We start from the raw sequence: 12,614 nt of genomic DNA on the forward strand, positions 1-12,614 counted from the left end.
GGACTGATCCACGGTGTCATCTAGTAAGGGCGTGTGGTTCTTCCGGGTTGATCTGATATTTTCGCAAGGCATCAGTCACCGTGGTCATCGGCAGTTCGCCGGCATCGGCTAAACTCTTCAAAGCTGTAACGACCACGTGATATCGGTCCACCTGAAAAAAGCGGCGCAACACCTCGCGGGAATCGGATCTGCCGTAGCCGTCGGTACCGAGCACGGTGAGCGGTCTGGGAATGAAACGTCGCAGCTGTTCGCCGTAGGCCTGGACATAATCGGTGCTGATGACGACCGGCCCCTCGTGTCCTTCCAGCTGCTCCTCGACATAGGTTTTTTTCCTGGCCTCTTGCGGATGAAGACGGTTCCAGTTTTCCATAAGTACCCCTTCGCGGTGCAGCTGGTTGACCCCGAGAATCGACCAGACATCCGCGGACACGCCGAAATCCGCTTCAAGCAGCTCGGCGGCGGCGATGACCTCCCGGAAAATAGCGCCGGAACCCATCAACTGCACTCTGACCCCTTTCGCTGTGCTATCCCGGAAAAGGTACATGCCGCGGTTAATCCCTTCTTCAACGCCTGCGGGCATCTCCGGGTGCGGATAGTTTTCGTTTTGCAGGGTAATATAATAAAAAACATCTTCGTTATCGGCAAACATCCGCTCGATACCCCTTTGGATAAGGACCGCCACCTCGTAACTAAAGGTCGGATCATAGGCGAGACACGACGGATAGACCGAAGCAAAAAGGAGCCCCTGGCCGTCCTGATGCTGCAACCCTTCGCCATTCAAGGTCGTCCGCCCGGCTGTCGCCCCCATGATAAAACCTCTGGCCCGGCTGTCTCCGGCACCCCAGAGCTGGTCGCCGATCCGCTGAAAGCCAAACATGGAATAGAAGGTATAAAAGGGGATCATCGGTACGCCATAGTTGGCATGGGCGGTGGCCGCCGCCAGCCAGGAAGAGATGGCCCCGGCTTCGGTAATTCCTTCTTCGAGGATCTGCCCCTGCGGATCCTCCTTATACCAGGATACCGTCTCGGAGTCCTGCGGTTCATAGAGCTGTCCAGTAGGCGCGTAGATGCCCAGCTGCCGAAACAAGCCCTCCATGCCGAAGGTCCGCGCCTCATCGGGAATGATCGGCACGACATGTTTACCGATATGTTTGTCTTTTATCAGCGTGCCCAGCAGTCGGACAAAGGCCATAGTCGTCGACAGCTCCCGTTCTTTGGAAGATTTCAACAGGGCCTGGAAAACACTGAGGGGCGGGGCCTGCAGCGCATCATCGACAGCCTGCCGATACGGCACCGGACCGCCCAGCGCCTGCCTCCGTTCCTTGATAAATACTGCTTCCGGGCTGCCCTCCGGCGGTCGGATAAAGGGCAGGTCGGCAAGCTGGTCATCTTCGAGCGGCACATGAAATCTGTCGCGAAATGCCTTCAGGGAGTCAACATTCATTTTCTTGACATTATGGGCGACCATGACTGACTCACCGACCTGACCCATGCCGAATCCCTTGATGGTCTTGACCAGGAGAACGGTGGGTTTGCCTTTATACTGCATCGCCGCGGCATAGGCGGCATACACCTTGCGCGGGTCATGGCCGCCGCGGCTCATCTGCCAGAGTTCGCCATCGCTGATGTCCTCGACCAGGGCCAGCAGCCGGGGGTCGTCACCGAACACCTTTTCCCGCAGATATTTCGGCCCACGGGCTCGAATGGTCTGGAAATCGCCATCGACCATCGCACCGAATTTTTTGATGAGCAGACCTTCCGTATCCCGTTGCAGAATAACATCCCACTCGCTGCCCCAGATCAATTTGATGACATGCCAGCCGGCACCCCGAAAGCGTCCCTCCAGTTCCTGGATAATCTTACCGTTGCCGCGCACCGGCCCGTCGAGCCGCTGCAGATTGCAGTTGACGACAAAGATGAGGTTATCAAGGTTTTCCCGGGCGGCAAGCGACAGGGCGCCGAGGGATTCCGGCTCGTCGGATTCTCCATCACCCATGAATACCCAGACCTTTCTGTCGCCGGCCGCCTTCAGGCCGCGGCTGTCCATATACCTCATGAAGCGGGCCTGGTAAATTGCCGCCATCGGTCCAAGCCCCATGGAGACGGTGGGGAACTGCCAGAAATCGGGCATCAGCCAGGGATGCGGGTAGGAGGACAGACCATGGCCGCCGACCTCCTGACGGAAATTTTTCAGCTGCTCTTCATTGAACCTGCCTTCGACAAAGGCCCGGGCGTAGATCCCCGGCGAGCTGTGCCCCTGAAAATAGATCATGTCGGCGCCATCGGCTGCGTCCGGCCCCCGGAAGAACCAGTTGAAGCCGACCTCATACATAGCCGAAACCGAGGTGTAGGTGGCGATATGCCCGCCCAGTCCCTTGCCGTCCTTATTGGCTCTGGCCACCATGGCCATGGCGTTCCAGCGCACATAGGCGGCAACGTTTCTGGCCACCAGCGATTCGCCGGGAATCGACTCTTCATTTTCCGGCAGGATGGTATTGCAATAGGGCGTGAGCAGTCCCGGCGAGGTGGACACGCCAAGGGTCCGGGCAAGGTCGGTCAGGCGGCAGAGGAGATAATCGGCTTTTTCACCACCTTCCTGTTGGATCACCCCTTTCAGGGAGTCGATCCAGTCCTGGGTTTCCTCTCTATCCGGGTCTTTATAGTAGGAGTTCATGGAGTGCCTCTCGATTTTTTTCCAGCACAATTCTCTGCTTTTTTCTCTCTGGCCGAAATCTCACCGCTTACCCTTTCTGACCATAGCGGTTGTAGTTCACTTTGTCATAGGACAGGGAAGAAAGAGAGTGCCCGGGTTTGTCCTCCCTGGCGTAACCAATGGCGATAACCGACTCAACCACCATGTTGTCGCTAAGGCCGAGAAGCTTCTTCACATACTCTTCCGAGGTCGTTTGGGCATCATACTCACGCAGGCGGAGCTGCACCCAGCAGCTTCCCAAGCCCAGATCAGTCGCCGCCAGGTGGACAATAAGTGCGGCAATGGAACAGTCCTCGACCCAGACATCGCATTTGGCCGGATCAGCGCAGACGACAACAGCCAGCGGCGCATTTTTAATAAACGAGGCGCCGTGCGGTTTGGCCTTGGCCAGGCCCCCGAGAATCCCGGGATCGGTGACTACGACAAATTCCCAGGGATTAAGGCCCCGCGAGGAGGGGGAACGTAGCATGGACTCGACGAGAAGATCAATTTTTTCTTTTTCTACCGGCTTGTCCTGGAATTTTCTGACACTTCTTCTGGTGCGCAAAAGATCAATAAACATGACTGCTCCTTTTCAATTTGTGAATGATAACCTAAGAGTATAGACATGACCCTCTCCCCTGTGAAGGAGGAGGTACCGCGCCTGCTCGAAAAAGAGACTGACTGCTCTTACAAATAACCTTATTTAGTAAAGAAAAAACTGTATAATACCGTGAATAGAAAATCTATCAATGAACAATCGGAGCATGCATGGATACCCAGACTTTTATCACCTGCCTCATCGCAGTTACCCTCCTCACCCTTACCCCGGGGGTGGACACGCTGCTGATCATCCGCAACAGCGCCCGCGGCGGCTGGCTGGACGGCGCGGTCAGTTCCCTGGGTATCTGCAGCGGTCTTTTTGTCCATGCCACGGTTTCAGCGCTCGGCATCTCGATCCTCTTATTGCATACCGCCTGGGCCTTCAATGCCCTTAAATTTGCCGGTGCCGGTTATTTAATCTGGCTGGGGCTATGCAGCTGGAAACGGGCGATCGGCAGACGTCAAAACCTCTTTGCCGGCAATGTCGCGGCGAAACAGGACATCTTTCGATTTTCCAGATCGCTGCGAGAAGGTTTCCTGTCCAATGTCCTCAATCCGAAAACGGTGATTTTCTACATGGCCTTCCTCCCCCAGTTCATTAACCCGGCCGAGCCCGCTCTCTTCCAATCCCTGGTGGTGGCCGGCATCCATTTTGCCGTGGCCATGCTCTATCAATGTGTCCTTGCCGCCATGGTGGACAGGGCCGGCAAATGGCTGAAACGTCCCATGGTCAACCGGGTCTTTGATAGCTGTACCGGGTCAATTTTACTGTTCATCGGTCTGAAACTGGCCACCGACAAATAGACAAAGTTACATATTTCCCGCAGAATCTACAGTGAAGGAGAATCTTGAAAAAAGAGCACACATCAGCAGAGAACAAAGAAGGTATAATTATTGCACATTACGGCGTTGCTGTCGACGTCTTGTTTGCCGCGGACAATACCAGCCGGATGATCCGGGTTAAACGGAATTCAGGCCATGTTGTCGGCGACAAGGTTATCATACAGGACGATATACTGACCAGACTCGAAAGAAGTTCCGAGCTGTCCCGTATGGATGCCCGGGGCGGCATTCACATCGTCGGGGCCAACCTCGATGTACTGTGCATCGTCGTGTCCTGCGAACCACTTCCACCCCCAGGATTTATCGACCGGGCGATAGTCTCCGCCCGAGCGAGCGACCTTCGCCCGGTGCTGGTGCTCAATAAATCGGACCTCGCCTGCTTTGCCGAATATGAGGCGGCAACCCGCAAGGTTTACCGCGAATCTGTGGAGATTTTCACCATGAGTGCCGAGAAAGGCACTGGACTTGACACGCTGAACACCTTTTTCAGCGAGGGACACCGCGGCGTCTTCGTCGGCCCGACCGGTGTCGGCAAGAGCTCCATCCTCAACGGTCTCCTGCCGGAAATTAACCTGACCACCGGCGAGATAAGCGAAACGAAAAAACGCGGTCGAAACACCACAACCGTTTCCACCCTGCACCTCCTCAGCGATGGCGGCGAACTCATTGATTCTCCAGGTTTCAATGACTTCGGCCTGGTTGACATCTCGGCCCATCAACTGTCAACGTATTTCCCCGGCTTTGAAAAAGCGGCCATGGACGCCTGCCGATTCAGGGATTGCAAGCACCGCGAAGAACCGGCCTGCAAGGTTATAAAGCTTGTCGAAGACAGGCAAATCGACAGGGAACGCTACACCATCTACCTGCAGATGCTGGCCGAGGTGGAAGCCATGGAAACCGAACCGAAGTACCGGGATCGAAGACATCGGCGCAAGAAAAATTAGTCTCTTCTTGACAACAACATAAAGAAATCGGCGCCGGCCGCAGTCCTCTTTTGACAAGAATGGTCGGTAGAACCTATTAAGGCGCAAGCCTCTTGCCTTTGAGATGCTCAATACCCTGGACCCGCTCCTTGAGATTGGCAAAGGTTTTTGTGTCTATCATCAGTTTCGCCGTGAAATCCTTGAGGCATTCTTCACACATGCCGATCACGTCCTGCTCCGTGAGATTCTTAAAATTTCGGGCACATTCGAAGCAGAGGGCATCCTGCCCCTCACTGAATATGATCGTATCGGCATTGCCATTGCCGACATGCCGGCAGACAAGCCAGACAGAAACTTCGCCGTGTTTTTTGCACTGTACTTTTTCAGTCATGATGCTCCTTACAATTTCTTGCCTCAGTCAGTTTTTTTCTCCCGCTGCGCAGCGAGAACGCGAAATCAAACGATAGATTACCTGCCTGCAGTTCAACGGTGCTGAAGAGTTTTCCCCGGTGATGATAAAAGATATCCTTATCTGCGCCAAGGACAAAGCGGTCAAACGGCTGCCTGACCAACTTGTCCAAGCCTCTATTACCCAAGAGATGGGTGATGGTGCGATTGACGTCCCCACCAGTGGAGAAAGAGATCCCTGATGCGAGTATTGATTTCCTGACCAGCATACATATTCTTGTAAACACTACTGGAGCAGCAGGTCCATGGCTGACCACAGGTGTCTCACTGACAGCCATTCATTTACTATAAGACGACAAAGGGAGGTTCTTCCATGCGTTATTTATTCTCACTGCTTCTTGTGACGCTTTTTGCTGCCGGCAGCTTCGCCGGGGAAAAGATCACCTATTCGATCGACGGTCAGCAATACGAGGGATATTTCATCAACACCAGACCAGGCGCACCGCTGATTGTTATCATCCATGACTGGGACGGCCTGACCGACTATGAAGTCAAACGGGCGGAGATGCTCGCCGGGCTGGGTTACAGCGTTTTTGCCGCCGACCTCTTCGGCGCCGGGGTTCGGCCAACCGAGACAGAAGACAAAAAACAACTTACCGGTGGCCTTTATAAAGACCGAGAGAAAATGCGCAAGCTGCTTTACGGCGCGCTGGATACGGCAAAAGCCCAGGGGCTCGATACCGGCAATGCCGTCGTCGCCGGCTACTGTTTTGGCGGGGCCGCGGTTCTGGAATTCGCCCGGTCAGGTGCGGATCTCAAAGGTTTTGTCACCTTCCATGGCGGTCTGGTGACGCCGGAGGGACAGGATTACGCCACGGCCAAAGGCACGTTGCTCGTTCTGCACGGGACTGCCGATGCTTCGGTTACCATGGACCATTTTGCCGATCTGGCCAAGGAACTTGAAGCAAAGAATGTGGCGCATGAAATGATCACCTACAGTGGCGCGCCGCACGCCTTTACCGTTTTCGGCTCCAAAGCCTACCACGAAGATGCCGATAAAAAGTCGTGGAAACGCTTTACCGAATATCTCGGCGAGACCTTATAAAAGTATAATACTACCGTGCATCCCTGCGGGGGTGCCGAACCAAAATACCACCGGCACCCCGCAGGAAATTTACAAAGAAAACCAAGAGGTAACATCGTGAATAGTGTAATTATTCCCTGCTCGTCATGCGGCAAAAAAAATAGAATTCCGGCGGACAAACAACACCTGCATCCCCACTGCGGTCATTGCAAGGCCCCACTCAAGATGACCAATCAGGCAGTGCCGGTCGAACTTGGCGACCACGACTTCCACGATTTCGTCAAACAGGCACCCTTGCCGGTTATGGTTGATTTTTTCTCTCCGACCTGCGGTCCCTGCCAGACGATGTCGCCTCTTGTCGATGCCATGGCCCGCGAATATGTCAACAAGTTCATCATCGCCAAGGTCGACACCAGTAAAAATCAACAGATAGCCATGTTTTTCGCCATTCGCGGGGTGCCGACCTTCATGTTTTTCAAGAACGGCAGCCTGATCGATCAAATCTCCGGGGCGGTCGGCAGAAATGTCCTGGAGCAGAAACTTGGTAGTTTATAAGTTAACGTTCTTTCCTGCCTCACCTGGGAGCTTGGCCGGCTTCTCACCCTCCTTTTCGTTCCAGCATAAACACGTCCGTCGTTTTTTTGATCAACCAGCCAAGGCAGACAAGTCCGGCCACCAGGGTGACAAAGAAAAAAATCATCGGCGAATATTGCGGTACTACCTGAAGCTGCTCGACGGTAAAGACATCCTTGAGATAACCGCTACGCAGCCAGCTCCGCATGAAGGTCATGACCACGACAAGGGCAATCGCATGGTAAAACGTCAACCAGAATCTTTTTTTATAGGCAGCGAAAAGTGCTCCTGTCGCCAGTAGAAGAGCTCCACCAAAGGCAATGGTTGCACCGCCATTGCCGCCCATAAAAAGCAGCATCAGCTCGTTCGGCAAAGAGAGCAGATACCAGAAACCGATCAGAACATTGACAAAGGTCAAGACCAGAAAACTGCCCAGCCCCACCGCTTCGGCATGGCTTGCCAGATCGGGATTGAGGTCTTTCCTGAAGCGTCCGAGCAGGGCGACAAACAATCCGCCCATAGCCAGGGCGCCGAGCAGCATATGCAGAAAACGCGGCCAGAACTGCGGCTGGTTAAAAGATAACAGGGTACCGTTTTTATGGGAAAAATATGCAGTAAATTGTTCCGGCAGAACCATCAGCTGCATGTTGTTGGAGAAGAAAAAACCGATCATGACCAGGAGAAAAAACGCCGGTACCGCAATCCATGGACCAGCCGAACCGAGCTGGGTAAAACGAAAATCATAGAGGTAGGCACCGTAATAGGCAATGATCAGCATCGGCACAATGAGGATCCAGAAAGTCCCCATCAGCACCGAACTGCTATAGAGAAACTGACCGTAGAGTACCTGGACAAACAGCAACGGGGCCACGCCGAAATTGACGACAAAGGCAATAACCAGCGGCAGCGCGATGGCGATGCGGTGGGCAAGCTGTTTTTGTACGGTTCCACCGCGCATGTGCTGGACAATAGCTATGGCCAGGCCGCCCAGCATGGCGTTCATGGCCAGCATGTGCAGGGGAAAGGTCAAAAGGAGCAGAAACTGGAACCAGCCCCAACTGACCGGTATGGTGTCCGGTTGCGGAATAATGAACGGATTCATCACTTTCCTCCCTGGTTGATGTCTGCAAGAAAATCAGCGAGTGTCTCTTGTTCCGCTACTGTCCCGCCAAACGGCGGCATGGAACTTTCCAGCTCATCAAGTCGACCGAGCAGGGTGAAGATTTCCTGCCGGTCGATGTTGCCGATCATCGGCGCCATCTCCTCGATACCATGGCACATGCTGCAATGGCTTTCGAAAACAGCTTCACCGTCAATGGCCGTCTCCTGTTGCGCCGTATCGGTGTGCCCCCCGAGGAAGGCAGCCAGCTGTTCGTGCTCTTCGGCACTGCCGCCAAACGGCTGCATTTCTTCGGATATTTCGTTTAAAGTGCGCAGTATCGCGACAATTTCCTCCTGGGCGACGCCCTGAAGAGAAGACAAGTCCTCCACCGCATGGCAGGATGCGCAATTTTCCTCAAACAGCGCCGGGCCCTTTGCCACGAGCCCTGCATCCTGTTGCGGTTCCTGCACATCTTTGCCGTGCAGACCACCGGCGATATAGGCGGCCAGAGCCCGGCCTTCCTGTTCCGTGCCGACAAAAGGTGGCATAAAATAGCGTACTTCGTGGATCTTTTTGATATAACTCACCAGGGCAGGATAACTCATCGTACTCGTGGCCGCGATGATATCATTGTTTTTGCCGCCGACGGTGTGACAGGCATAGCACTGAGTAATGAAAATTTCCTCCCCGGCAAGAGCGGGGTTATCCTCGGATACTTCCTTGTTTTCCACCCAGAGAGCCGACCGGAGAAAGCCATCCTCATTCAAGGCGGTCACATCCTTTTTCAGGATGCTGTTGGAATACATCACCTCATTGATCACATAGGGACGGCGGGCCGCCTCCCTGGTCCATTCAAAACCGCCCATAACCACTAAAGCACTGACCATCGCCAGGCCGGCGACCGGTTTCAGATTCAGATTCGGGCGAACTATCCCGGCGACCAGCATAAGCAGCAGAAAAGACACGACACCGGCCGCGGTCCAGGGTTGCAGAGCGGCAATGGTCGGCGATTTACCCATCACCAGCCCCTGCGACTGGTCGGGCAGCACCGACAGATACCAGAGACCGGAAATCATGGTGAGAACCAGTGTTACCAGCGCCCATTTGGCCGAAAACCGGGTCATGGAAATGCGCGTGTCCTCATCGGTGGTAAACGATGCGGACAGAAAACCGTAACAGGCGGCAATCATCAGGGCGATAAAGGTTCGGAAGACCAGGGAAGGAAAGAAACTCGGGTTGAAAAAACCCGCCCAGAAATCCATGTCCTGGGCCCAGCGGCCAGGTGTCAACATGACGCCGATAATGCCGTTAATGACCAGCAGCGACATCCAGGCGGCTATAAAATAGAGCCAGCCGACCTGCAGATGGGTGCGGGAATCCATCCGGCCGAACATATAGTAATAGACAAAGGCGGCGCCGATCTCAACGGTGAAAAATACCCATTCGATCGCCCAGCCGAAGACAAAATTATGGATCAGCAGAGACGTTGCCGCGGGATTGACCAGGGCGATAATAAACCAGATGCCGACGCCGGATATCGACCCGAAGACCATGGTCACGAGAAGAAAAAAGCGGGCATGCTTTTTGGTGAAGTCAAGAATCGGCTGACTTTTTTCCCGCAGCCCTTTTTTTTCGGCATAGATCAGATACAGGCCGCCGCCGACAGCAAAATGGGAAACAAAGACGTGCAGGATTGAAATCAATGCAATGAGAGAGCCCCCACCTGTCTCCGGCAGAAACCAAACCGGGTAATTCATATCCCCTCCTCTTTATGGTAAAATATCTGGTCATTCTCAGTAACCGAAAAGGCAGAATACCGTACTTGAGAATGATTTTCAATTACGACTTTGTGCCATGCCCCCCAGGCATCTGTTGCCGGGCGAGATAGTTTTCGACACTGCGCTGCAGGGTAATTTCCGCTAACTGGGCGCAATGCAGATGCGTCTCCGGGAGTTGCCCCACCTCGTCCATAATGGTCACCATATTTATGGTTTTTAACTCTTCAATAGTTTTCGCCCGGGCAAGGGTGGCTGCCGTTGCGATACAGTTTTTACTGAACGAACAGCCGTTGGTCCAATGATGGGTGTCCAGCACCTTCCCGTCTCGTATCCTCAGGCCGATCTCCATGGTATCGCCGCAGTTGCCGACCACCTTGGCGATGCCGTCCGGATTTTCAAGAACCGGATTGTTGAAATAATAGATAAAAAACCAGGTCAAGCCGACGACAAGCAGAACAAGAAAAGCCATGAACATGGTAAAAATTGACATGCAGATGTCCCTTTATTGTGTAAGTTGGTGTATTGTGTTGCCCTGCAGCCAAGGCCGCAGCAACCTCTGCAGCATCGATACCGTCATTGTACATAACCTAATATCCAATGAGCACAAGAAAAATAAGAAAATAATGCACGCGCCCACCGTCACAACAAAACTGGTCGTACTCCTCGGAAACCCGCTGGGACATTCCGTTTCTCCGCCAATGCATAATCGGGTTTTCGAGGTACTCGGGATGGACTATTGTTATTTGCCGGTCGAAGTCAATGAAGATAATCTTGACAAGGTGTTCGCCGGCCTGGTCAGGATGAACGTCGCCGGTTTCAACGTCACCATTCCCCATAAGATCCGGATCATGAAATATCTCGATGAACTCGATCCCCTCGCCACGACAATCGGGGCGGTGAATACCATCTGCATCAAGGACGGCAAGACCACGGGCTACAATACCGACGGCCTGGGGTTTAGCCGATCCCTGGCGGAAGAAACGCGGATATCGGCACAAGGAAAACGCTTTTTTCTCCTTGGCTGCGGCGGTGCCGTACGCGCCATAGCCATGACCCTGGCCTTTCAAGGAGCCGATAAAATAATCATCTGCAATCGTACTGCGGCAAAAGCACAGGCCCTGGTCACCGAGATCAACACGAAAATCCGTAACTGCGCCGAGGTTGTCGAGCAGAGAATAGACAGGCAGGCAACAGCCTTACAGAATTGTGATGTGCTTATTAACGGCACCAGTGTCGGTATGCACCCAAAGGACGATGCCCTGCCGATTGATACATCACTGCTGCTGCCGCATCTGACAGTCGCGGATATCGTCTATAACCCGCTTAAAACCAGACTGCTCAAAGCCGCCGAAGAACAGGGCTGCCGCGCCATCCTCCCCGGCCTGGGCATGTTGATCTACCAAGGCGCCGCAGCCTTCAAACTGTGGACAGGTGTCGAGCCGGTCATTGCCGAGATGACCGAGGTGGCCTACTCCCTGATGGCAAAGAAACAGGGGAAATAACCTATCAGACAGGACCGCCGGCAGCAGCATCCAGCCCGCCGTCCGGCTGCACAACGTTCAAGCCGTATTTGCGAATTTTCCCACGGAACTGGTCATACGTCAGGCCGAGACGGGCCGCGGCCTTTCTCTGGTTATACCGGCTGGCGGCCAACGCCTGACCAATCATTGTTCTTTCCAGCTCCTCCACCGCCCGTTTCATCGAGACGGTCTCCTTTCCCTCGGTGAGAAAAAGCGCGGCCCTTTCTGCGCCTCTCTGTTCATCAACCGTGGGATAAAGGGGTTCATAGGGGGAGACAAAGGGATCAAAGACAATTGTATCTATCACCCCGGTATCCGAGCGATGGACCGCCCGTTCCACAACGTTTTTCAGCTCGCGGATGTTGCCTTTCCAGCTGTTTTGTTCAAGCTGCCGCACCACCGCTTCCGAGAAGGTGGGGATGTCGTTTCTGCCCAGCTCAAAGGACATCCGCGTGGCAAAATGGTTGGCCAGGAGCAGAATATCTTCCTCCCTGCAGCGAAGTGGCGGCAGAAACAGGACCTCAAAGGAGAGACGGTCAAGGAGATCCCGTTTAAAATCTTTACTCTCGGCCATGGCCGGCAGATCGACATTGGTCGCCCCGACGATGCGTACGTCGACTTCGATGGGTTGCCAACTGCCGACCCGTTCAAAGGAATTGTATTCCACCACCCGGAGGATTTTCTCCTGGGCCTCGAAAGGAATAGAGCCGATTTCATCGAGAAAAAGAGTCCCGCCGTCCGCCGCTTCAAACCGTCCGGTTCGGCGGCTGTCAGCGCCGGTGAAGGCGCCTTTCTCAAATCCGAACAGCTCCGCCTCGATGAGCGACGGAGAAAGGGTCGCACAGTTCAGGGTGACAAAAGGCCCCTGCCATCTCCTGGACAAAAAATGCAGGCGGCTGGCGGCCAGTTCTTTCCCGGTTCCCCGCTCGCCTATCAGCAGCACCGGCCTGTCGACCGGCGCGACGCGGGAAAGACGCTCCTGAAAATCAAGAAACGTTTCCGACTGCCCGAGGGCCTCGCCCCGTGGCAAGAAAGTACCTGCTTCTTTTTTAAGAGCCATGACTTCTTCGGTTAATTTCACCTTTATT

The 12,614-nt window shown here is 54.2% G+C and carries 13 protein-coding genes; 5 read left to right on the forward strand and 8 right to left on the reverse strand.

Annotation, left to right across the window (positions count from 1 at the left end):
• Nucleotides 1–16 precede the first annotated feature (16 nt).
• Together aceE and ACYQ8U_RS04215 are read right to left on the reverse strand one after the other, a co-directional pair.
• Nucleotides 17–2,674 (reverse strand): pyruvate dehydrogenase (acetyl-transferring), homodimeric type, encoded by a 2,658-nt coding sequence (aceE, locus tag ACYQ8U_RS04210; protein WP_459944264.1) that lies wholly within the window; start codon nt 2,672–2,674, stop codon nt 17–19.
• Between the two features lie 67 nt (nt 2,675–2,741).
• Nucleotides 2,742–3,275, reverse strand: a complete 534-nt coding sequence (locus tag ACYQ8U_RS04215) for a nitroreductase family protein (protein ID WP_459944265.1) — start codon at nt 3,273–3,275, stop codon at nt 2,742–2,744.
• A gap of 188 nt (nt 3,276–3,463) precedes the next feature.
• Between ACYQ8U_RS04215 and ACYQ8U_RS04220 the strand changes: the two genes are divergently transcribed.
• Together ACYQ8U_RS04220 and rsgA are read left to right on the forward strand one after the other, a co-directional pair.
• A complete protein-coding gene (locus ACYQ8U_RS04220; protein WP_459944266.1) occupies nt 3,464–4,099 on the forward strand; it encodes a LysE family translocator in 636 nt (211 codons plus the stop codon).
• A 44-nt stretch (nt 4,100–4,143) separates the two neighbouring features.
• Complete coding sequence (gene rsgA / locus ACYQ8U_RS04225) at nt 4,144–5,082, forward strand: ribosome small subunit-dependent GTPase A (protein WP_459944267.1); 939 nt, start codon at nt 4,144–4,146, stop codon at nt 5,080–5,082.
• A 76-nt stretch (nt 5,083–5,158) separates the two neighbouring features.
• On the opposite strand, the gene ACYQ8U_RS04230 is transcribed toward rsgA, so the two are convergent.
• Nucleotides 5,159–5,452: a hypothetical protein gene (locus tag ACYQ8U_RS04230; protein WP_459944268.1), complete on the reverse strand. Its 294-nt coding sequence runs from the start codon at nt 5,450–5,452 to the stop codon at nt 5,159–5,161.
• Nucleotides 5,445–5,738, reverse strand: a complete 294-nt coding sequence (locus ACYQ8U_RS04235) for a hypothetical protein (RefSeq protein ID WP_459944269.1) — start codon at nt 5,736–5,738, stop codon at nt 5,445–5,447. The genes ACYQ8U_RS04230 and ACYQ8U_RS04235 overlap by 8 nt, the downstream gene beginning before the upstream one ends.
• A 104-nt stretch (nt 5,739–5,842) precedes the next feature.
• Between ACYQ8U_RS04235 and ACYQ8U_RS04240 the strand changes: the two genes are divergently transcribed.
• Both ACYQ8U_RS04240 and ACYQ8U_RS04245 read left to right on the forward strand, forming a co-directional pair.
• Complete coding sequence (locus ACYQ8U_RS04240) at nt 5,843–6,574, forward strand: dienelactone hydrolase family protein (protein WP_459944270.1); 732 nt, start codon at nt 5,843–5,845, stop codon at nt 6,572–6,574.
• A gap of 96 nt (nt 6,575–6,670) precedes the next feature.
• A complete protein-coding gene (locus ACYQ8U_RS04245; protein ID WP_459944271.1) occupies nt 6,671–7,108 on the forward strand; it encodes a thioredoxin family protein in 438 nt (145 codons plus the stop codon).
• Between the two features lie 43 nt (nt 7,109–7,151).
• Here the strand turns inward: ACYQ8U_RS04245 and ACYQ8U_RS04250 are convergent, their stop codons facing one another.
• From ACYQ8U_RS04250 to ACYQ8U_RS04260, 3 genes are all read right to left on the reverse strand, one after another.
• Entirely contained in the window at nt 7,152–8,228 is a 1,077-nt protein-coding gene (locus ACYQ8U_RS04250; protein ID WP_459944272.1) for a hypothetical protein, read from the reverse strand.
• Entirely contained in the window at nt 8,228–9,985 is a 1,758-nt protein-coding gene (locus ACYQ8U_RS04255; protein WP_459944273.1) for a c-type cytochrome, read from the reverse strand. Before ACYQ8U_RS04255 ends, ACYQ8U_RS04250 begins: the two co-directional genes overlap by 1 nt.
• Before the next feature lie 82 nt (nt 9,986–10,067).
• Nucleotides 10,068–10,496 (reverse strand): iron-sulfur cluster assembly scaffold protein, encoded by a 429-nt coding sequence (locus tag ACYQ8U_RS04260; protein WP_459944274.1) that lies wholly within the window; start codon nt 10,494–10,496, stop codon nt 10,068–10,070.
• 133 nt (nt 10,497–10,629) lie between these two features.
• Here ACYQ8U_RS04260 and ACYQ8U_RS04265 point away from each other — a divergent pair, with 133 nt between their 5' ends.
• Nucleotides 10,630–11,508, forward strand: a complete 879-nt coding sequence (locus tag ACYQ8U_RS04265; protein WP_459944275.1) for a shikimate dehydrogenase — start codon at nt 10,630–10,632, stop codon at nt 11,506–11,508.
• Nucleotides 11,509–11,512: 4 nt separating this feature from the next.
• Here ACYQ8U_RS04265 and pspF read toward each other — a convergent pair whose 3' ends face one another.
• Nucleotides 11,513–12,586, reverse strand: a complete 1,074-nt coding sequence (gene pspF, locus ACYQ8U_RS04270) for a phage shock protein operon transcriptional activator (protein WP_459944276.1) — start codon at nt 12,584–12,586, stop codon at nt 11,513–11,515.
• Nucleotides 12,587–12,614: the final 28 nt, after the last annotated feature.

Source organism: Desulfocastanea catecholica, assembly GCF_054657295.1.

Coding starts and splice junctions, on each gene's coding strand:
- ACYQ8U_RS04260 (WP_459944274.1), bottom strand. CDS start 10,496: ATGTCAATTTTTACCATGTTCATGGCTTTTCTTGTTCTGCTTGTCGTC.
- aceE (WP_459944264.1), bottom strand. CDS start 2,674: ATGAACTCCTACTATAAAGACCCGGATAGAGAGGAAACCCAGGACTGG.
- ACYQ8U_RS04230 (WP_459944268.1), bottom strand. CDS start 5,452: ATGACTGAAAAAGTACAGTGCAAAAAACACGGCGAAGTTTCTGTCTGG.
- ACYQ8U_RS04215 (WP_459944265.1), bottom strand. CDS start 3,275: ATGTTTATTGATCTTTTGCGCACCAGAAGAAGTGTCAGAAAATTCCAG.
- ACYQ8U_RS04240 (WP_459944270.1), top strand. CDS start 5,843: ATGCGTTATTTATTCTCACTGCTTCTTGTGACGCTTTTTGCTGCCGGC.
- ACYQ8U_RS04265 (WP_459944275.1), top strand. CDS start 10,630: ATGCACGCGCCCACCGTCACAACAAAACTGGTCGTACTCCTCGGAAAC.
- ACYQ8U_RS04220 (WP_459944266.1), top strand. CDS start 3,464: ATGGATACCCAGACTTTTATCACCTGCCTCATCGCAGTTACCCTCCTC.
- ACYQ8U_RS04235 (WP_459944269.1), bottom strand. CDS start 5,738: ATGCTGGTCAGGAAATCAATACTCGCATCAGGGATCTCTTTCTCCACT.
- pspF (WP_459944276.1), bottom strand. CDS start 12,586: ATGGCTCTTAAAAAAGAAGCAGGTACTTTCTTGCCACGGGGCGAGGCC.
- ACYQ8U_RS04255 (WP_459944273.1), bottom strand. CDS start 9,985: ATGAATTACCCGGTTTGGTTTCTGCCGGAGACAGGTGGGGGCTCTCTC.
- ACYQ8U_RS04250 (WP_459944272.1), bottom strand. CDS start 8,228: ATGAATCCGTTCATTATTCCGCAACCGGACACCATACCGGTCAGTTGG.